Source organism: Vibrio sp. 070316B, assembly GCF_013114115.1.
Classification (GTDB): Bacteria; Pseudomonadota; Gammaproteobacteria; order Enterobacterales; family Vibrionaceae; genus Vibrio; species Vibrio chagasii_B.
In genome coordinates, this window is sequence record NZ_VTYC01000004.1 from 121,492 (window position 1) to 141,704 (window position 20,213).

22 protein-coding genes are annotated in these 20,213 nt (G+C 43.7%); 9 read left to right on the top strand and 13 right to left on the bottom strand.

Annotated elements, in window-relative coordinates; translation table 11 throughout:
- The first annotated feature begins 81 nt into the window (after positions 1-81).
- The gene (locus F0251_RS05535) at positions 82-987 is read left to right on the top strand and encodes a DUF808 domain-containing protein (protein WP_061016442.1); all 906 of its coding nucleotides are present in this window, start codon (positions 82-84) and stop codon (positions 985-987) included.
- Positions 988-1,142: 155 nt separating this feature from the next.
- Here the strand turns inward: F0251_RS05535 and pyrC are convergent, their stop codons facing one another.
- The 3 genes from pyrC to F0251_RS05550 form a co-directional block, all read right to left on the bottom strand.
- The gene (pyrC, locus tag F0251_RS05540; protein WP_086712817.1) at positions 1,143-2,171 is read right to left on the bottom strand and encodes a dihydroorotase; all 1,029 of its coding nucleotides are present in this window, start codon (positions 2,169-2,171) and stop codon (positions 1,143-1,145) included.
- A 192-nt stretch (positions 2,172-2,363) separates the two neighbouring features.
- Positions 2,364-2,522 (bottom strand): YqaE/Pmp3 family membrane protein, encoded by a 159-nt coding sequence (locus F0251_RS05545; RefSeq protein ID WP_017059962.1) that lies wholly within the window; start codon positions 2,520-2,522, stop codon positions 2,364-2,366.
- Positions 2,523-2,634: 112 nt separating this feature from the next.
- Entirely contained in the window at positions 2,635-3,591 is a 957-nt protein-coding gene (locus F0251_RS05550) for a helix-turn-helix domain-containing protein (RefSeq protein ID WP_061016446.1), read from the bottom strand.
- A 237-nt stretch (positions 3,592-3,828) separates the two neighbouring features.
- On the opposite strand from F0251_RS05550, the gene F0251_RS05555 reads away from it, so the two are divergent.
- Positions 3,829-4,602, top strand: coding sequence for an EAL domain-containing protein (locus F0251_RS05555; RefSeq protein ID WP_061032201.1), 774 nt, complete (start codon positions 3,829-3,831; stop codon positions 4,600-4,602).
- 293 nt (positions 4,603-4,895) lie between these two features.
- Positions 4,896-6,752, top strand: a complete 1,857-nt coding sequence (locus F0251_RS05560) for a hybrid-cluster NAD(P)-dependent oxidoreductase (RefSeq protein WP_171730537.1) — start codon at positions 4,896-4,898, stop codon at positions 6,750-6,752.
- An 88-nt stretch (positions 6,753-6,840) separates the two neighbouring features.
- Here F0251_RS05560 and nadE read toward each other — a convergent pair whose 3' ends face one another.
- On the bottom strand, positions 6,841-7,671 hold the full coding sequence (gene nadE, locus F0251_RS05565; RefSeq protein ID WP_061032203.1) for an ammonia-dependent NAD(+) synthetase: 831 nt from the start codon (positions 7,669-7,671) through the stop codon (positions 6,841-6,843).
- Positions 7,672-7,780: 109 nt separating this feature from the next.
- Between nadE and F0251_RS05570 the strand changes: the two genes are divergently transcribed.
- Both F0251_RS05570 and F0251_RS05575 read left to right on the top strand, forming a co-directional pair.
- The gene (locus F0251_RS05570; RefSeq protein ID WP_061032204.1) at positions 7,781-8,302 is read left to right on the top strand and encodes a nicotinate-nicotinamide nucleotide adenylyltransferase; all 522 of its coding nucleotides are present in this window, start codon (positions 7,781-7,783) and stop codon (positions 8,300-8,302) included.
- Positions 8,303-8,324: 22 nt separating this feature from the next.
- A complete protein-coding gene (locus tag F0251_RS05575) occupies positions 8,325-8,816 on the top strand; it encodes a hypothetical protein (protein ID WP_116871305.1) in 492 nt (163 codons plus the stop codon).
- A gap of 151 nt (positions 8,817-8,967) precedes the next feature.
- Here F0251_RS05575 and F0251_RS05580 read toward each other — a convergent pair whose 3' ends face one another.
- Positions 8,968-9,594, bottom strand: coding sequence for an AraC family transcriptional regulator (locus F0251_RS05580; RefSeq protein ID WP_116871306.1), 627 nt, complete (start codon positions 9,592-9,594; stop codon positions 8,968-8,970).
- Positions 9,595-9,769: 175 nt separating this feature from the next.
- Here F0251_RS05580 and F0251_RS05585 point away from each other — a divergent pair, with 175 nt between their 5' ends.
- Positions 9,770-10,876: a 1-acyl-sn-glycerol-3-phosphate acyltransferase gene (locus F0251_RS05585; protein ID WP_032498059.1), complete on the top strand. Its 1,107-nt coding sequence runs from the start codon at positions 9,770-9,772 to the stop codon at positions 10,874-10,876.
- 103 nt (positions 10,877-10,979) lie between these two features.
- Here the strand turns inward: F0251_RS05585 and F0251_RS05590 are convergent, their stop codons facing one another.
- Positions 10,980-11,579, bottom strand: coding sequence for a hypothetical protein (locus F0251_RS05590; protein WP_008215701.1), 600 nt, complete (start codon positions 11,577-11,579; stop codon positions 10,980-10,982).
- 122 nt (positions 11,580-11,701) lie between these two features.
- Between F0251_RS05590 and F0251_RS05595 the strand changes: the two genes are divergently transcribed.
- Positions 11,702-11,998: a YnjH family protein gene (locus tag F0251_RS05595; RefSeq protein WP_061032397.1), complete on the top strand. Its 297-nt coding sequence runs from the start codon at positions 11,702-11,704 to the stop codon at positions 11,996-11,998.
- 37 nt (positions 11,999-12,035) lie between these two features.
- Here F0251_RS05595 and F0251_RS05600 read toward each other — a convergent pair whose 3' ends face one another.
- Positions 12,036-12,335 (bottom strand): YfcZ/YiiS family protein, encoded by a 300-nt coding sequence (locus tag F0251_RS05600; protein WP_061032207.1) that lies wholly within the window; start codon positions 12,333-12,335, stop codon positions 12,036-12,038.
- Between the two features lie 530 nt (positions 12,336-12,865).
- On the opposite strand from F0251_RS05600, the gene F0251_RS05605 reads away from it, so the two are divergent.
- Entirely contained in the window at positions 12,866-13,327 is a 462-nt protein-coding gene (locus tag F0251_RS05605; protein ID WP_061032208.1) for a TetR/AcrR family transcriptional regulator, read from the top strand.
- A 394-nt stretch (positions 13,328-13,721) separates the two neighbouring features.
- On the opposite strand, the gene F0251_RS05610 is transcribed toward F0251_RS05605, so the two are convergent.
- From F0251_RS05610 to F0251_RS05635, 6 genes are all read right to left on the bottom strand, one after another.
- On the bottom strand, positions 13,722-14,504 hold the full coding sequence (locus F0251_RS05610) for a heme ABC transporter ATP-binding protein (RefSeq protein WP_105058415.1): 783 nt from the start codon (positions 14,502-14,504) through the stop codon (positions 13,722-13,724).
- Positions 14,504-15,541 (bottom strand): iron ABC transporter permease, encoded by a 1,038-nt coding sequence (locus tag F0251_RS05615; RefSeq protein ID WP_061032210.1) that lies wholly within the window; start codon positions 15,539-15,541, stop codon positions 14,504-14,506. The genes F0251_RS05610 and F0251_RS05615 overlap by 1 nt, the downstream gene beginning before the upstream one ends.
- 103 nt (positions 15,542-15,644) lie before the next feature.
- Positions 15,645-16,535, bottom strand: coding sequence for a hemin ABC transporter substrate-binding protein (locus F0251_RS05620; protein ID WP_171730538.1), 891 nt, complete (start codon positions 16,533-16,535; stop codon positions 15,645-15,647).
- Positions 16,536-16,680: 145 nt separating this feature from the next.
- The gene (locus tag F0251_RS05625; RefSeq protein ID WP_061032212.1) at positions 16,681-17,094 is read right to left on the bottom strand and encodes a biopolymer transporter ExbD; all 414 of its coding nucleotides are present in this window, start codon (positions 17,092-17,094) and stop codon (positions 16,681-16,683) included.
- On the bottom strand, positions 17,091-17,792 hold the full coding sequence (locus F0251_RS05630) for a MotA/TolQ/ExbB proton channel family protein (protein ID WP_061032213.1): 702 nt from the start codon (positions 17,790-17,792) through the stop codon (positions 17,091-17,093). Before F0251_RS05630 ends, F0251_RS05625 begins: the two co-directional genes overlap by 4 nt.
- A 2-nt stretch (positions 17,793-17,794) precedes the next feature.
- Positions 17,795-18,610 carry an energy transducer TonB gene (locus tag F0251_RS05635; protein ID WP_105058412.1) on the bottom strand — a complete coding sequence of 272 codons (816 nt, stop codon included), beginning with the start codon at positions 18,608-18,610 and terminating at the stop codon, positions 17,795-17,797.
- Positions 18,611-18,771: 161 nt separating this feature from the next.
- On the opposite strand from F0251_RS05635, the gene hutW reads away from it, so the two are divergent.
- Positions 18,772-20,181, top strand: a complete 1,410-nt coding sequence (hutW, locus tag F0251_RS05640; RefSeq protein WP_061032215.1) for a heme anaerobic degradation radical SAM methyltransferase ChuW/HutW — start codon at positions 18,772-18,774, stop codon at positions 20,179-20,181.
- Positions 20,182-20,213: the final 32 nt, after the last annotated feature.

Consider the following 20,213-nt stretch of genomic DNA (forward strand, 5'->3'; position numbering starts at 1 on the left):
TTTACAGACTCATAACTTTGATGAGTGGATTGATGGTGTTACATTTTATCAATTGTTTAATCCCTTAAAAGAGACCATAAAATGGCTGGAGCAAGTTTATTAACGCTACTGGATGACATTGCAACCGTGCTGGATGATGTCGCACTGATGTCCAAGGTCGCAGCGAAAAAAACCGCTGGTGTGTTGGGGGATGATTTAGCGCTGAACGCTCAGCAGGTATCTGGTGTTTCTGCTGAACGAGAGATCCCAGTGGTGTGGGCGGTTGCCAAAGGCTCATTTAAAAACAAGTTGATTTTGGTGCCCGCGGCATTATTGATCAGTGCCTTTATTCCTTGGCTGATCATGCCTTTGCTTTTGATTGGTGGTCTGTTTCTTTGTTTTGAAGGTGCCGAGAAAATCTTAGAGAAGCTCTTTCCTCATGCTCATCAAGACGATGAAAAGGGGGAGGACACAAGTACTGGTGAATCCATAGAGGAATATGAGAAGAGAAAGGTCGCAGGCGCGATTCGTACCGACTTCATCTTATCTGCAGAAATCATAGTGATAGCACTGGGTACTGTGACAGGTACAAGTATCCTTACTCAGGTTCTTGTCGTAAGTTTAATTGCAGTTGTGATGACGATTGGTGTTTATGGTTTAGTAGCAGGGATCGTTAAGTTGGACGACTTAGGTTTCTACCTTCAACGCACATCTAACGGTAGTGCAGTAAAAACAAAGCTTGGCAATGGGCTTGTTGTCTTTGCGCCAAAGTTAATGAAGACGCTTGCGGTGGTTGGGACGGCTGCGATGTTCTTGGTTGGTGGTGGTATTGTGGTGCACAACGTTCCTGCGATTCATCACTTAATTGAGCCAATTATTATGGATTTTCGTGGACATACGATAGCGACAGCGGTTGTACCAACGCTATTGAACGGTGTTATTGGTGTCTTAGCTGGATTGATCGTTGTTGCTGTTTGGACTGCGATTGGGAAAATTCGCGGTAAGTAATCTCTCATTATTGATCTTAATAAAATTATCTCTCTACGAAACGAAAAAGGGGCACCATAATCATTATGGTGCCCCTTTTAATCTAATGGATCGTGTTTAATTAACACCACGCTCTTATTTTACAATATAAGCGCTTATTTTTACCGACCAAGCGTTTACTTTACAGACCAAGCAATCGTCTCGCCGCCACGGATTGGCACAACGATGTCTGAACCGAAAGGCATGGTTTCAGCAACGTTCCACTCTTCTTTAACAAGAGTGATAGTGTCTGTGTTGCGTGGAATACCGTAGAAATCAGGGCCGTTGTGGCTTGCAAACGCTTCTAGGTTCTCGATCTTACCTTCTAAATCGAACACTTCTGCGTACAGTTCAACGGCAGCGTGCGCTGTGTAAGAACCTGCACAACCACATGCTGACTCTTTTGCACCTTTTGCGTGTGGTGCAGAGTCTGTACCCAAGAAGAACTTCTTGCTACCGCTTGTTGCAGCCTCGATAAGCGCTAATTGGTGAGTGTTACGCTTCAGGATAGGAAGGCAGTAGAAGTGTGGCTTAATGCCGCCAACCAACATGTGGTTGCGGTTGTAAAGCAGGTGGTGAGCGGTGATAGTTGCCGCTACATTGTCGTTCGCGTTTTTAACGAAGTTTGCTGCGTCAGCGGTTGTGATGTGCTCAAGAACAATCTTTAGGTTAGGGAAGTCGTTCACAATCGGCGCTAGCACTGTGTCTAGGAACTGCTTCTCACGGTCGAAGATATCAACATCGTGAGTGGTTACTTCACCATGAACCAGCAGCAACATACCCACTTCTTGCATTGCTTCTAACACGTGGTAAATCTTTTGCGCTGACGTTACGCCTGAATCAGAGTTAGTCGTCGCGCCTGCTGGGTAAAGCTTTGCTGCCACTACTGCACCAGACTCTTTCGCTTTGCGAATTTCGTCAGGTGTTGTGTTGTCTGTTAGGTAAAGTGCCATTAGAGGCTGGAATTGCTCGCTTGGCTGCTCTGCCATGATGCGCTCACGGTAAGCTAAAGCCATTTCGGTATCGGTTACCGGTGGGATGGTGTTTGGCATGATTAACGCTCGACCATTGTAGCGGCTGATATCGCGCACTGTATCTTTTAATACTTCGCCATCGCGTAGATGAACGTGCCAGTCGTCAGGACGAGTAATCGTAAGTTGTGTCATTGAAGGCTCCCACCATTTGAAGTGTTATGTAGTTGGAGCCTAAACTCGGCGAAATCTGTGAAAGCAATCGCTTACGTTTAGGCGACAGGATGATAGTGGAAAAGCACTTTCATTTCATCCTATTTTTAACTCTTCAGGGTTAGGAGCTTGTTTTTATGGATATTTTATTCGGTATCTATTTGCTAATAAGGGTTAGCGGGTGGCTACCCACAGACCATGGATCATTCCTGGAACCCAGAAGAAGAAAGTAAGAATGATATTAATCACCAAATCTTTACCTGCACCACGAGCGAAGAACACACCAACAGGCGGAAGCAGTACACATAAAATGATAATGACGAGTTTGTTCATGATAAATCCTTTTTATTCAATGAAAGTTCAATGCGATAACCGTGTTCACATTATAGAACGTATGGGGTTCTAATCTGGTAGGTATCACAGTGTATGCACTTTCTGGGTTTGCTTAATTACTTTGTGTTAAGTTCTGATTATTCCACTGTGTTGTTTTTATAAGAGTTATTATTTCAGGATGAGAAAGAAGTGTCGCAGTATCAATTTCATACAAACAATGTTCGAATGCTCGGTTACCCAATTTAAAACCTCCGGTATCTGACTCAATATCAAACGCTACCTTCGTGAATCCAAGTTGTTCTAAAATTTGTCCACTTTCAGGTAGGGCATTAAAGAAGTAATAACGTTGCACATTTGAATAGCGGATTAGATTTATATACTGAGAAACTAACATGCACCTAAACACCTCGAAACTAGTAGAGTAACGGTTATAGTTACAGACGGCTAGTGGAGTCGTACTTTTATAACTGACAGTCTTTTTTAGGTTGATGTTGAAGTTTTTGGAATGGATTGCCTTGTCAAAATATTCACTTTCAAAGATAAAACTAAGTGAATGGCCTATAAGTTGCCCACTTTTTGTCGTAAACCTTTTGAAAATAGCTCGTTTGTTTTGCTGATAGTCGTATAAATTGATGTCGAATAGACCTTTGGGAATATAGCTGGCCGTTTCGTAAAAAGCTTTAAGGTTATATAGTATTTTATCATCGTCTTTCAGAAGAAGTGGCAACTCAGTAATCAAACATACTTGTGGCTTTTGCGTCGTTTCGTAATTTGACGATGAAAGCCTGCTCAGCTGGTTATTAAAACGTAGTCTAGAAAATTCATTTAATAATTTTGATTCGTTTGGGTTTGGTATTAATTCATAAAAATCGCTCAAGTCAAGTTGTAAGCAACGCAAGATTCTAAGGCACTTGGCAAGCGTTGGCTTAGTTCTTCCTCTTTCCCAGCGGCTTAGCGTTACTACGTCTACAGAGCGAAACTCTTCATCTGCAAGGTTTAACTTAACAGCAAGTTCATTCTGAGTAAGGCCAAGTGAGAGTCTCAATTCCTTTAAATAGTCACCAAACATCCATTATCTCTATGTGTAATTTGACTTCATTGAAGTATAGCTAGTCAAGATGGATTATGGCGTCTTTTTAGTAACATACCTAAAGGTAGCTGACTCATAAATTCATTTAACTGCTTGTGTTCTCGTCCTCTTCTGGTGTCAGGAAATAGGCATTCAAAGCAACATGTGATTTGTTCGTGCTAAATATTGCCATCTATTGCTCTGTAGTATCGATCAATCACAAAAAGAGGTTTGTTTATGAATACGAGCATGTTGTCTGAAAATTTGCAAGCCGAAGCACTTATTGAAGATGTTGACCAGGGATTGTTTTACCCTGTCTTTCAACCGATAACTAATGGCAATGGAACTGTCGGTGCTGAGGTTTTATTACGTTGGGAAAGAGGGCATGACGTTGAATCGTCAATCCGCTGTCTATTAGACTCTGAGAAGATTGCATGGTTTACACAAAAATTCTTACTCGCTGTGTCGAAAGAGCTTTTGTCTCGTAAGACTGATATAGAGTTTCTAACGATTAATATCTCTCCATTACATGTTTTGAGCTTTACTTTTATTCGTGATATTTACCCAATTTGGCAGGCATGCAATAAGTTAGGTATCACCCTTTGGATTGAGATTACAGAAAATGAACAATATCCAGAAGGTATAGATAAGAAACGGATGGTCTCACAGTTTGGAGTATGTCGAGGCCTTGGGATTAAGATTGCGTTAGACGATTATGGCAGCGGATATAACGTTGGTGAAGCTCTACTTAGTGTAGTTAAACCAAACGTGTTAAAGATTGATAGGTCTTTAATGAGAAACAGGAGTGAGCATTCGGCTTTTTGGGAGCGTCTTAGGTTTTTATCTCGAAAATATCAAATTGAATTGCTGTCAGAAGGGATTGAAAGTTATGAAGACCTGCGTTTTGCCAAGGCACAGGGCATAGCTTACTTCCAAGGGTATTACTTGGGTAAGCCGGGCTCACTGAATCAGTTGTCAAAAAAACATACAGCATATTGCTCATCTCCTTAAATGTAGTTTTGGGTTCATTGTGTTTATTGAACCGTAAGGGGACTTGGAGCTGAAGTTGAATTTTGTTGGTTGTTATAGCAAGAAAATATTGATGCTGTTGGATAACAAAGGGGCGATATTAGTTTGTCTGGCATCATCGTCGTTAGCTTCTAAGATTGTAGATCTACTAGAACATATTGTGACTCTAACATTTTACCTATGTCTACTTAGTATCAAGTGTTTAATAGCTGCCAGTTTATCTATTTATAACCATTTGTTAGCATTGGGACAAACTACAAAACATTGGAATCGTTATGTCGCAGTCACCTCTAGATCGAAAGGCTTCAGAGCAAGCTCCTTCCTTATCTCAAATCAATGTGTTTCCGGTTAAATCAGTGGGCGGCATTGCGCTTTCTTCTGCTTGGGTTGAAAAACAAGGTCTCACTTTTGACAGACGTTTCATGCTGGCATTGGCTGACGGCTCAATGGTTACGGCGCGTAAATATCCGAAAATGGTCAAGGTGTCTTCAAGCTTGCAGCCAGATGGTTTGATTTTTACTTACGAAGGCAAAGAGCCGCTGCGCCTCAAGTATGCAAACTTCAAGATGCAAGAAGCACCAGCAACGGTGTGGAAAGACAGCTTCACGGCATACACGACATGTGATGAAGCCGATGATTGGTTCAGCGATGTGTTGGGCGTGCGTGTTGAATTACTGTTTTCGGGCGAAAAATCGAATCGTGTTCGTGAAAAACTTGGTCATAACGTGAGCTTTGCCGATGGCTACCCAATGTTAATCATCAGCCAAGCCTCTCTTGATGAGCTGAATCGTCGTAGTCCTGAAACGCATTCCATGGATCAGTTCCGCACTAACTTTGTTGTTTCAAATACAGAAGCCTTTGCCGAAGACGGTTGGAAGCGTATCCGAATTGGTGAGGTTGAATTCGAAGCGGTGAAGCCTTGTGAGCGCTGTATTTTAACGACAGTCGATGTTGAGAGTGGCGAATTTAGAACGACAAAAGAGCCGCTCAATACCTTTTCTAAATTCAGAGCTAATGAACGCGGTGGTGTTTTCTTTGGCCAGAACCTTGTAGCGAAAAATGAAGGCCTGGTGAAAGCGGGTGACGTGGTGGAAGTACTCGAAACCAAAGAGAAAGAGCACTATGAAGACACATGGGTAGAGTCGTTGCACTTAACTTGCGTCGAGCGTGAAGAGATCGCTCGAGACTTTACAACTTTCTGGCTAGAGCCAGCGAAAGAGAACCATTCATTACCAAGCTATCAGCCGGGGCAGCACCTACCGATTGAAATGGTGATTGATGGCGAAAAAGTGTCTCGCCGTTACACGTTATCTTCGAGCCCATCTCGCGCGGGTCGTTTAGCGATTTCAGTGAAGCGCGTCAATGATGGCCAGATCTCTAATTGGTTGAACGACCATTTCCAAGTTGGCGATACCTTAGTGGCGCAAAACCCGGATGGTGCTTTCTACTTAGAAGAGAACCCAACGCACCCTTTATTATTGCTTTCTGCGGGTAGCGGTATCACGCCTATGCTGTCGATGCTTCGTTATTTAGCAGACCATGGTCAGATTAATGATGTGGTTTTCTATCATCAATGCAGCAGCGAAGAAGATATCCCTTATCAAGCAGAGATTGACCAGATCGCCAAAGAGCATGAAGGTTTACGTGTGATCTATTCATTGAGCCAACCAACGAAAGAGTGGGATGGTTTGTCTGGTCGTTTAAGCGTGTCTCATGTCGCTAAAATTGATGAGTTACACAAGCGCCAAGCGTTCGTGTGTGGCCCTGATGGCTTTATGGATAATGCCAAGAAACTGCTGATTCAAATGGGGCTTAACCCTCAGCATTATCATCAAGAAGCATTTGGTGTCGCTCAGGCTACTGAAGAAGCCGTGAAGCAATTACAACTGAGTGTTAACGGCTATCTTTTCGAAGGTAATAACCAGTCAACCTTACTAGAGCAAGCCGAGTCGGCCGGTGTGCCTATTGCATCAAGCTGCCGTGCAGGTTTCTGTGGTGCTTGTAAAGTGACCCTTGAGTCAGGACAAGTTCATCAACCGGATGTACCAGCGCTGCAAGAACATGAACGGAACATGGGACAGATACTGGCGTGTTGCAGTGTGCCTCAAACCGATATCGAAGTTGTTGATTAACTAGTTAAGTTATTCCGCACATAGAATAGAAAAGACCGGAAGTTTACTGAACTTACGGCCTTTTTGATTCTGAGATTAATTTAGACTATTAATCGTAGATCGTCGGGATGGGTTGGCGCTTGTGTTGTGTCGCTTTGTAGATGCTTACTAAGCGGTCTGACACATCTTGAGGGACTTCTTTTCCTTCAAGGAAATCATCGATCTGATCGTAAGAAAGGTTCAATGCTGCTTCGTCGGCTTTCTGTGGATCAAGCTCTTCTAGGTCGGCAGTAGGAACTTTCTTAACCAATAGCTCTGGCGCACCTAGCGTTGCTGCAAGTTCACGAACTTGACGCTTGTTCAGGCCAAACAAAGGCGCTAGATCACAGGCACCGTCACCGTGTTTGGTGTAGAAGCCAGTGATGTTTTCTGCTGAGTGATCAGTACCAATCACAAGACCACCTACATAACCTGCGATTTCGTACTGCGCGATCATACGAGCTCGAGCTTTTACGTTACCTTTTACAAAGTCGATCTTCGCAGAGTCTGTTGGTAGTAGACCCGTTCCTTCAAGTGCAACGTGAGAAGCCGCGTGAAGTCCATCAACACCTGCTTTAATGTTCACAGAAACTGATTGAGAAGGCTGGATAAAAGAGAGAGCAAGTTGTGCTTCATCTTCATCTTTTTGCTCACCGTAAGGTAGGCGAACTGCGATGAATTGGTAGTCGTTGCTGCCAGAGTTTTCATTCAAGCTGTCAACAGCCAGTTGTGCTAGACGACCACAGGTAGTCGAGTCTACGCCACCACTGATACCAAGGATCAGGGACTTGCAGCCTGACTGCTGAAGTTTCGTTTTGATAAAGTCCACACGACGAGTCACTTCGAAGTGAGGGTCAATTGAAGGTAGTACGCGCATTTCGTCACGAATTAACTGTTCCATTCGTATTCCTTTCCTGCAAGCAAATTAAAAATCTAGTGTTATCATACCTAAATCATTCGATTTAAAAACCTCTTTGCACAAGCTTAGAAAGAGAAGGCAGCAATTAATAATGGAAAAAATAGCCATTTTCGGTAGTGCGTTTAATCCGCCGAGCTTAGGGCATAAAAGTGTGATTGATTCACTGGCTCATTTCGACAAGATTCTTCTGGTACCAAGTATTGCCCATGCTTGGGGAAAAGAGATGCTAGACTTTGATACGAGATGTCAGTTAGTTAACGCATTTATTAGTGATCTTTCATTGGATCAAGTTGAACTATCATTGATCGAAAAGAGTTTGTTTACGCCCGGTGAAAGTGTGACAACTTATGCTGTACTCAGTGAATTACAAAAGTTACATGGTGACGCTGAACTCACGTTTGTTATCGGACCGGACAACTTCTTCAAGTTCTCATCTTTCTATAAATCAGGTGAGATTACCGAGCGATGGTCTGTAATGGCTTGCCCAGAGAAGGTGAAGATCCGTAGCACAGACATTCGTAATGCGTTGATAAGTGGAAGCGATGTATCAAAACTGAGCACAAAGTCAGTTACAAAGATGTTGCAAGATAGTGGACTGTATACAATAATGTAGATTCACTAATTCAAGAGGTCTGATGACTATGCTAAAGCGCGCGATACCAGCGACGATGATCATTGCAGCATGCAGTTTACCTGCACAGGCTGAATGTGACTTTTTTAGCTTAGATTCAATCATGCTGACTTCTGATGATGAGAATAGCTGTCTAGATCTTTCTACGAGCATTGAGTCTTTTGGTGAGCGCATGCTGGAAATCACTGGTATGAGTGAAGACGAAGCCGAGAGCACACCAGACTATTGGTCTGACTGGGTACTTCAAACCAAAGATGCACCACTGTTAACTCAAAGCCTTGAGTCAAATTATGTTGGCTTAGGGATGTGGTTTCCTGAAGACTTAGAAGATGCGCAATATGATATGTCTACTGAAGAGTGGCTTTTGAATCACGGTTTGCAATTAAGCATTGGCTTCGGAGAGAAAGTAGAAGGGCAACCTCGTATGCGCTTTGATTATCGTTGGCATGATTCAAGAGATGCCGATTTGATGATGCAGGTCGAGTTACCGTTTTAGAAGGACGCTATTGTTCTTCAAGATTGCTAACTTAGCTTCTATTTTACCTGAATTAGTACTAAGAATTAAAAAAGCCGCAGAAACTCAGTTTTTGCGGCTTTTTAGTATCTAGGTTCTCGCTTTTCTTAGCGACGATCGCTCTGATTAGTGACTATAGGTCATCACCAAACACCAGCATACACAACTGTTCAAACTCTTCTTCTTTACCTGAGAATAAGTCGTCGATTACGGCAGAGCGCTTTTGACCTGATTGCATGCGCTTCTTAGCTTCGCGCATTACCATGACTAAGGTGTGCTCTTGTGGCAGGTTAGAGTCATCAATGTTCCACTGATTGAATCGTTGAGACAACGCACTTTCACAAAGCAGTGGCTTGAATGCCAACACTTCTTGCTTGAGTACAGAGAGCATATCTTTACACGCTTGCTCGGTATTGTTCGCACCTGAAGCTCGGCCGTGAGTCAGCTCTAGTTTCTCTAGCAACGCCAAAGAGAGGTTAGTTTGCGTGATGTAACCAGCTTGGCGCGGGAAGGCATCTGTCAGTCGCACTGAGAAATCGACACGGCTAACTTGAGTGTTTGGGAAGTAAGTCAACGAAGTTAAGCAGTCAAAGGGAATCCAAATGCTTTGGCCAGGTTCAACAGCGTACTCTTGCTTACCCAGTTTGATCAAAACCAAGCCACTTTGAACCGATACAAGGCTATGTTTTAGTACTTTCTTGCGTGGTGTGATCACCAAGTGTGAAAAGTAAGCCGATGTATATTCAATAGCGAAGTTCATAGATAGTACCTTAATTTTGGGGCGTCAAGATTACCGTTAATCTTAAAGAATGCCAACAATAACAGGGGATTTTCACTGTTTCTGGTCTGACCTTGTCAAAAGTATGGGCTCTGTAGCTGCGAGAAGTCAAAACAACGCGTAGAATGAGCCAGCTTTTTATTATATGAATGAAAAAATGACCTCTCCAACCGATCCATATGTTGATATTCGCCCTTACGGCGATGATGAAATTCCAGCGGCACTAAACCGTCTTATTAATGATGAAGAGTTCATCAGTGCGATTCTGAACTACCGTTTTTCAAATCACGCAGCTTGGTTCCAAGCATTAATGAGCCCAATTCTACGTGTTTACTTAAAAATGAAGTGGAGCAAGCTGACTAGCGTTGAATCCATTCAGATTGAAGTGAAAAAGTACTTACGTGACACGCTAGCGAACACCACAAACGGTGTGACGTACACAGGCTTAGAGTCATTGGATGTGAATCAAGCATACTTGTTTGTATCAAACCATCGTGACATTGCTATGGATCCAGCGTTGGTGAACTACGCATTGCATCAACAGAATCACCAAACTTGTCGCATTGCGATCGGTGATAACCTTTTGAAGAAGCCGTGTGCGACAGAGTTGATGCGCTTGAATAAGAGCTTTATCGTTAAGCGCTCGCTTAAAGGGCCGCGTGAAATGATGAAAGCGTTAGGCCAGCTCTCTTCTTACATTAAGCACTCTTTAGATACTGGTAACTCTATCTGGATCGCTCAGAAAGAAGGCCGTGCAAAAGACGGTAATGACTTCACTGATCCTGCAATCCTTAAAATGTTTCATGTTGAAGGACGTAAGCAGAAGCTGGCGTTCCCTGAATACGTGAAGTCACTGAAGATTGTCCCTGTCTCTATCTCATATGAGAATGATCCTTGTGATACGGCTAAAGCGATCGAGCTGTTTGAAAAAGATGTAAACGGCAGTTACGAAAAAGGCGAATTTGAAGATATCGAGAGCATTATCCAAGGTATCGTGGGTAATAAAGGGCGCATCCACGTTGGATTTGGTCAGGTTATCGATCAAGACTTTGAGACTCCAGAAGCATTGGCTGAAGAGATTGACCGTCAGATCCATGATAACTACAAGCTGTTCCCAGTAAACCTGCTGGCGGCAGAGAAAGAAGATGACTCGATCACAGCTACGGTTAAGAAAGAGTTCGAAGACAAGCTAGCAACGTTGCCAAAAGGTGCGCGTCAGTACTTGATCGACAGCTACGCGAACCCAGTGAAGAACATTGGTTAACGAAGATTTCGCTTAATTGATTGAATTGAAAAAGGAGCCTTGAGCTCCTTTTTTGTTTTTTACTTATACTTTTTGATGGTAAGAGGCTAAGCCATAGGCAAGGCTAGCGCGCCACTGCACCGCCAAGTTCTAAATTTGTTGGCCAAGTCGTGACGGTGTTGCCACCTAAATAGATATTGCCTTTCACCGTCATCGTTTCTGGGAATGCAGTAATTGCTGAGCCGCCGATATACAGGTCACCATCAATCACAATGCCATTCGGCAGTTCGGTTAAAGGGGTGCGAATCACACTGAGGTCGCCTCTCACTCGCAGGCCGTTGGGCAGCCTTTGCAATGGAGTGTCAGTGAAATTAATGAACCCGCCGACTCTTACACCTTTAGGCCAGCTGGTGATTTTGCTCCCCATGAAGTCGGCGTAGCCTTTGATTTTTACACCACTTGCTACTCTGGTTAGCTGACTATTAGAAGCCTTGAGGCTGCCGTTAACATCAAGCCCTTTAGGTAAACGTGTGATCGGGGTGTTTTCGATATTAAGATTACCATCGACCACTAAACCGGTTGGAAGCGCTGTGTAAGGCTTATTTCGGAGATATAAGTTTCCGTAATTGTCCAGATGGTTCAATATTTGATAGTGATCGATTGGTTCTGCACTGACATTTGTTATGGTTAAAGAACCAATAATAAGTGCAATTATTCTGAGCATAACAGGCTTCTTATTACGATAGACGTTAACACTATAATGGAAAAATTATTCTCGCACAGTGTTTTACCCATTTGGCGGTAGATAAAATAGAAATCGTTTGGCCAATCAGAAATTCAGCGACAATGGCAGGTAAATGGATGACTAGAGTAAATATACAAATAATTAAGAGCGTCTTGGTAGCAAGTGCAATGTTTTGCTCAATGCCTGCCAATGCGAATAAAGTAATTTCAACGCCGGGGAAGGCTGCGGTGGTCGTTACTCAAAGCGGTCAACAGCAACGAGTTTGTTATTACGATGACAAGGCATACAGTATTGGAGCGGTACTCGAAGTCTCTGGTGTTGTGATTCAGTGTGCTGCGGAAAACGATTTTGAAACGAATGGGGCACTTGCTTGGATACAAATAAAAAAAGACGAGTAATTTTACTCGTCTTTATATAAGAGCATAAATGCTTATATTAACGCGCTAGAGAGCGAGTCTTAAGTTCGAAAATAATCTTTTCTGCGCTTACTTCGAACTTGAAGCGTGCATGCAATTCAGTACTTTCTTCGGTCATTTCTGACGCTTCATACTCAACATTGCTAGATACTTGCTTTGCTAGCTCTACGTACTTTGCAAATTCAGTTTCAATTAGGGCTTTTGAGTTACCGTAAACCGTTACCTCAGCAACATCGTCGCCTTCTTTGATGATGAACCCGATTTCGCCCGCGCAGCCGCAAGCTTCACATACGTCGTTGTTACCAATATCTTGGCTCATAAATAATCCTCTTACAAAATCTGAGGTTATTCTAACGAGCAATTTGAACTGTATCTACAAAAATTAAAATCTTTGAACTAATTTGTACTGGTATGCTATGTTGTTTGTTGTGGGATTAAATGAATATGTACATTCGCGCCGACAAATATGTATGTGATCTATCTCATGTTTTGTTGAAAAGCAGTGTCATTAATTTGTTAGAATATCATTCAGTTAGTTGCGTCGTGACTAATTTTATAAGACTATCTATTGCTTGATAGGTATTTATACAATGAATTTATTGTTGGGTATTTGATATTCTAAGTAGTTATTTTAGATTAACCACTTAGAGCGGTAAGGTTACTTTCGAAGAATAATTAGACAAAGTGCCCAAAGAGGCAGCACTGTAAAGTTGTTTATGCGAAGTACTGGCGGGTATTTTAATGGAAATACTTGCGAAAAAATGCCTTGCTCACATAATGCTGATAACAATTTTCATTCTGACTTCATTTGATTGAGTTAGATGGATTTACAAAGAGAAGAGCCTGAATATGCCAAAGCGTAGTAAAGAAGATACAGAAATCACAATCCAGAAGATCATGGATGCCGTTGTAGACCAGTTACTAAGGTTGGGTTACGACAAGATGTCATACACGACGTTGAGTCAGCAAACGGGCGTTTCTCGTACAGGTATAAGCCACCACTTTCCAAAGAAAACAGATTTCACAGCTGCTCTAGACGGTCGAATCTTTAAGATGTTCATGGAGCACATTGATTTCGAAAATGGTCTTGATGCATTTTCAGCTAGCTGGGTTAAAGCGCTTGAAGACGCGGAGTTCCTAGCAATCTTACGTTTACTTTTCCATCATATCGTTACTGCTGAAAGCGCGCACGAATTTGCGGCGAACGGTATTGATCGTCTTTACAAGCTGACCGAGACTCAGTTTGGCGATACAAGCGGTAAAGAACTTGAGTGGTTGATTGGTAAATCATTGATTCGTATGAGCCAATAATCAACGCATTCTGAAAGAAGCTCCTACGGGAGCTTTTTTTGTGCCTATCGTTTGTACTCTTGTTCTTTTTCCATCGTACTCACCGCGCTTTCTTTATCTGATTTCTTTGTATCCAAGGTCGTTATTTCTTTTCTTTTTAACCGTTTACATTCATGCCCTTCCTTCGCCCTTACTGTGAAAAGCTAAGCAACCCTAATTGATAATGTTCACTTATAGAGCCTCAAACGCTCTTAGTGAGGCGTTTTGGAGTTCATTGCTATGGTTGCTAATAAAATTGAGTTTAAGGCGAGAGAGAGGCTATGAGCCAATAAAAAGCCTCGATAAAATCGAAGCTTATAGTGACTTAATTGTTATTAGGAGAGGGTGCTCAAAATGAGCAGGATCTGAATCGAGTTTATTGTGCGGGGTGTACCTGAGGAAAGCTCATCGTAGGGTGCTTTTCTACGATGCTTTTATATCCATAAACATCTTCAATCATTGACGGCTTGAGTGCTTCCCAAGGGCTGCCATCGCACACTAGGTTGCCATCTTTCAGAACCACCAATCGGTCTGAGTACTGAGCCGCTAAGTTGAGGTCGTGCAATACCACGATAACGGCAGCATTATGATTGTCTGCAAGTTCTCTCGCGATCTTTAGCGTGTTGTGCTGGTGGGCAAGATCTAATGCAGAGGTGGGTTCATCAAGCATTAAGATGCATTGATCGCCAGAGTGGTGGAGTTGGGTGAGTACTCGAGCCAAGTGAACTCTCTGCTTTTCACCGCCAGACAGAGAAGGGTATAGCCTCTCTCCTAAGTGAGATACATCGGCGATGTCCATTTTTTGGTTCGCGATGTTGGTCAGTGTTTTGTTTGACTCTTGCAGTGGAATGCCACCAAGCTCGACAACTTCGCGTGCCAAAAATGGGAAGGTCAACGTACTGTGTTGAGGAAGCATAGCCAGATGTTTCGCCAACTTGTGTGAAGGCCATTTGTCTTTAGCATGCCCAAAATATTGAATGTCGCCGATACTTGATATCTCTTGGCATAAGGCTTTGAGCAGTGTGCTTTTGCCTGCGCCGTTTGGCCCAAGTAGTGTGGTTACCTTTCCTGCTTCAATCTCAATAGAAACGCCATCTAAAATCACTTTGCTGCCGAACTTCACTTCGATGTCGGTTGCTTTTAACGCTGCAGGAAACATTAAAGGATTCTCCCTTTCTGTTGGAATAGTAGGTACAAGAAGAAGGGCGCGCCAATAATCGCAGTGACAATACCTACCGGTAATTCGGCTGGTGCAAGAGCAACGCGTGAGAACATGTCTGCCGCTGTTAACAGTAGTGCACCTAGCACCGCTGACAATGGCAATAGAACTCGGTGATCAGGACCCGCTAACATGCGGCCTAAATGAGGGATCACCAGCCCGATAAAGCCAATCATGCCGGACAGGCTAACGGTGATCCCAACGCCTGCAGCCGTCAGTAGAATCAGCTGTCGTTTCAGTTTTTGAACTGGAATGCCTAGGTGTTGCGCTTCTGATTCACCTAAGAGTAAGGCATTCAAAGACATTGCTTGGCGGTAGAAAACGACGAATAGCCCAACGAGGGTGACAGCAGCAAGTATAATCCCTGACCATTTAGCGCCTGCTAATGACCCCATCGACCATAGCGACAGGTCACGCAACATTTGATCATCTGCGATGAAGTTTAAGAAGCCAATCCCTGCACCTGAAAGTGCGCTGATCGCCACACCTGCCAATAGCATGATAGTCACTGAGGTGCCGAATTTGCCAGTACCAAGTTTGTAAACCAGCAATGTGGTTAGAGCGCCACCCAAAAAGGCAAATACAGGCACTGCGGCAAAGTTCATGAATGCCGGGTATTGAAGTGAAAGCTCAGAAAACAAAACAATCGCCAATGCTGCACCTAATGCTGCGCCCGCAGACACACCGATGATGCCAGGTTCTGCAAGTGGGTTTCTAAACAAACCCTGCATTACTGCGCCACACAAGGCGAGGATTGCACCAATCAGCATGCACAAGATGGTTCTAGGTAAGCGAATTTCTTGAATCACCAAGTTGATGTGAGGTGCTAAGTCATTGTTTGGTTGAATTAAGCTTGTGGCGCTGTCCGCTAAGCTAATGTTCATTGGCCCAACAGTAATCGAGTACAGTGCGACAAAAGCTAGGGTTGCACCTAGGCCGAACATCGATGTTTTCAGTGGGACGGATCGTAACAACATAAAGGGCCTCAATATCTATCTCTAACTTTAACCCCCTTTACTAACAACGTGAGTCTGTGGTGAGGGGGAGTGGATTAGCGATAGCAGAAATAGGGTGGTCGAGTTATAGCGGGTAGATAAGTGCGTTTAAACGCTTGGCTTCAGAGAGACTTTCTAGGCCAAGCCCACCAACCAAAGCACTGCCATTCACGGTGATGATTTGCTTGTTCATACCTGCAGGGGTTGCCGCTAACATGGGTAATGATTTAAGAATCGCATCAGCGCCGCCCATTTTTTGGTAACTGCGGCCACTCACTAAAATGACATCAGGTTGCATTTCGACAAGCGATTCCATTGATAATGGTTTGTAAGATGTAAGGCTTTGAGCGGCTGGGTTGATACCGCCAGCCAACTCAATGATCGCATTTGGTGATGTTTCACCGCCAGCAACGTTCGCAGGGCGACCTTCGTGCAGCAATAGGAACAGTACTTTCTTTGCTTCATTCTTCGGTACTTGATTTGCTTTTAGTGCAGCAATCTTTTGATTCACATCGGCTTTGACTTGTTGTGAGTGATCTTCGGTGTGTGTGATCTTTGCGATTTGGTCGATACGTTTTAGTAGCCCTTCAACGTTAGCCTCGGTGTTCACGATTTCGACATCGACGCCCGCAGATTTAAGTTGTGAGATCGCGTTGTCTGGTCCCATTTCATCAGAACCAATCAATGTGGTGGGTTCGAGAGCAAGCAAGCCTTCAGCTGAGAGGTTTCTATGGTAGCCAATCTTTGGTAGGTCTTCAGACTGAGGGAAACGGCTGGTTACATCAATACCCACCAATTGTTCTTCTGCACCAAGCGCCAAAACTAATTCGGTAACGGCACTGCCAGCACTGATGATGCGAGGTTGTTCGACGTCGTTTGCCATCGCAGTTGGCGCAGTCAATACCAGGCTCATAGCGGCCACTGAAAGGAGGTGAGTCTTGGTCTTTAATTTATTGAGCACGTTTAAGTTATTCATAATAAGTTCTTTATATCTTTTTGTATCGCGAAGAAACTCAGTGAGCAGTCCGTTCGCATGTGAGTTCTAATCAATGGAGATATTCAGATCCGACTACTTGGTCTTAGTTACTAAGAGCCAAATCTTCTGAATATCGCGTGTCGCTCTAGCCATCGTCAGTGAGTAATTGAGTTGCAGGAATTCCATTCTCTTGAAGGAAAGACAGCAGTTTCACTAGGTTCTCCACGTTGGCGGCTTTATCCGCGCCAATGATGATCGGCTTTTTATCCGTTGAACCTGTCTCTTCGAGCAAGGCGATCTTGAAATTTTCCCAGTCAATGTATTCTTTTCCGTTGATAGCCCAGTAAGGTTCATGGTCTAAGATATTGACGCTAATCGAATTTTTGTGGACCTCTGAAACGTTTTTTACGTCCGAACTTGGTAGGTCAACTTCGAGTGATTCCAGCTTTACCGAAGCTGTAAGCAGTAGAAAAACCATCACAATAAAAATGATGTCGAGCAGAGGCGTTAAGTCTGGAGTTAGGCTCTGCGTATGGGATGAGTTTGGCGTTTTAATCATGCTTGGCTCACATTACCTACAGAGGCTTGGCTTGCAGACGCATGATTTACATCGCCAGACTGGTTTGTTTGAATAGACATGCCTTCTAGCCATACATTTACGTAATTCAGAGTGTGTTCTAGTTGAGCAAGCACTCGGTCAGCCCAAAGGCCCAATAGTTGTGCACCTGAAATAGCAGGCAGTGCGATCATTAAGCCTGCAGCGGTCGTTCTCATTGCTAATCCAAGGCCGTCTGCTAGATCATTTGGTGTGATGCTGCCTGTAGTCGCGGCAACACCTTTGAACATTTCAATAAGGCCAAGTACCGTGCCCAGCAGCCCAATCAGTGGGCTAATCACGCCGATTAAGCCAAGCAGTCTTAGGCCTGCGTGTAATTGGTGGCGTTTTTCTTGTAGCCAGATCCCCGCAGCATCTTCACGTAACCCTTTTGAGAAAGAGTGGTGAGCAAGCAACATTGACACGCCCTTGTACAACAGCGGTCGCTTACCTGAAATCGACTGAGCAAGCGCTTCAATTTCTTGGCTGTTGGTTGGTGATATTTGGTTGAGCTCGCGGCGAATAGCACGCTTGCCAACACCAATACTGAGCATGACTTGGAAGATTCGCTCAGCGATGATCATTGCCGTGAGTGCTGAACAGATAAGTAGAGGCCAAGTCATTAAGCCAAGTTGATCTTGTAAGTAACTGATTTGTTGCATGATTAATCCAACCTAAAACGAACAGGTATTTGTACACGGTGAGCGATTGCTCGGCCGTTGACAGTGTGAGGTGAGAACTTCCATTGTTTAATGGCTTCTAATGCGGCGTTATCGAGCATCAGTGCGCCTGATGAATTTACTAATGCTTGTTTAACTTGTTTACCTTCAGCGTCTAGCCAGATCTCGTAAGTAGCTACACCCTCAATACCACGACGTCGTGCTTGTCGAGGGTAATTCGGTGGGGTAGGACGAGCAGAGAATGAAGGTTTTGTGACTAAGACTGGCTCTTGGTTTGATACGCCTTGGTTTACTTCCTGAGGCTGGTTGGCAGATTCGTCCATATTCTTATCGACTTTCTTGTCGGCTAACTTTTCAGGTTGTGGTGTTGATTCTGTTTTTGGTTTAGGGCGTTCTTTCTTCACGACCTTTTTCTCAGTCACATGTTTCTTTTGAACCGGTTTCTTCTCGACTTTCTTTTCAACGACCTTTTTTTCTACTTTCTTTGGCTGTGGCTTGTTGGTGATCGCCTTTTTCTTAGGTGTTGGTTTAGCTTGCTTGGGTTCAGCGGCTTTTGGCTCCGTTGGTTTAGGCTCAGCCTTTGAAACAGGTTCTTTGATTGGTTCTGGTTCAACGGGCTCAGTGACAGTTTTTTGTTGAGCTTGAGAAGGCATGCTCTTTGGAGTGAAGTTGATCGATACCGTGTTCGATTGGCTACCTGCAGGCATCGCAAATACTTTGGATTCTTGAGCGACAAATAATAGCGCCGCATGAATCACTAACGATGCACCGCCTGCAATAACATATCTAGGAACGTTCACAATCAATCCTTTACCAAATCAAAATTCTGTATCGGATTATTGCTTAGAATCTAAATAAGATCAATTATCAATTGCATTATCATTTGCGTGTATTTATGATTCTCTCAGTTTTTAGCGAATAGTCTTCCAGGCTTTGCTATGTAAGTGTTTAGAGAGATTATATGAGTCTTGATATTTATAAATTTGACGAATCAATCTTGGGTGTTTCTAGCCCTGATCCGCTTCGTTTTGCGTTTGCAAAAAAGCATTCTGCCCACGCCGGAGGAAGTTCAATTCCGGTCGACCCCAGTAAGAAGTTAGAACTCTTTGATGAATTGATGCTGAGTGAAGGGAAAAAACAGGATAAGCGTTGCTTGTATATCCACATTCCTTTCTGTCGGGTGCGCTGTACGTTCTGTAATTTCTTCCAAAATGCCGCAAGCCGTAAATTAGTAGATGAGTATTTCGATGCACTGATGGTCGAGCTAAAGCAGAAAGCCAAAACGCCTTGGGCTCAGTCTGGACTATTTCACGCCGTTTATATTGGTGGCGGAACGCCCACCGATTTATCTCCTCAACAAGTTGAGCAGCTGGGTAAAGCGATTCGTCAATATTTCCCACTAGCAAACGATGTGGAAATGACATTGGAAGGACGCATCAATCGATTTGGCGACGAGATGTTTGATCGTGCGCTTGAAGGTGGCTTCAATCGTTTCTCATTCGGTATTCAAAGTTTCAATACTCAAGTTCGACGTAGTGCTAAGCGCCTAGATGACCGAGAGGTGGTACTGGAACGTATCAGTTCACTGAGTCGTACCGAGCAAGCGCCAATCGTTCTTGATCTGTTATACGGATTACCACATCAATCTATGGAAGTGTTCCAACAAGATTTAGAAGACTACATGTCTACTGGCGCACATGGCATTGACCTCTACCAACTGATTGTTGCGGGCAATGCACCTATGCTTAATCTTGTTGAAAAAGGAAAAATCCCACCACCTGCAAATACGCCAGATAAGGCGAGCATGTATTTGGCAGGTGTGGAGTTCATGGCAAAGCACAAGGTCAAGCAACTGAGCGTAAACCACTGGACTCGTGATAACCGAGAACGCAGCATTTACAACAGCTTAGCGAAAACTTATGCCGAAGTGCTTCCGGTTGGTTGTGGTGCTGGTGGCAACATTGGCGGCCATGGTGTGATGCAACATCGAACTTTAGATAGCTACATGGAGTCTATTAAGCTAGGCCAATTACCTATTGCCATGATGACTAAGCAGAGCGCTTTGGAACCGATGTTCTCAACGTTAAAGGCAGGTTTCGATTCTGGTGTTGTTAGACGAAGTACGCTACCAAGCTTTATGGGACAAGAGACATTCGACTATTTAAAACCGCTGTTCGAACACTGGGAACAGAATGGTTTAGTTGAGCTATCTGAAGACTACCTGACTCTCACAATCGCTGGCAGCTTCTGGGCAGTAAGCCTAGCTCAGAGTGTTATTCAAGTGCTTAACGCTGAGTATCAAGCGATGCACCCAGCGCCGAAAGCATCAGTTTCGGGTGTTCACCCGCATGCAAGCTTGAAGCACGCTTAATATCGAATTTTCATTTTATAACTTACGTAATT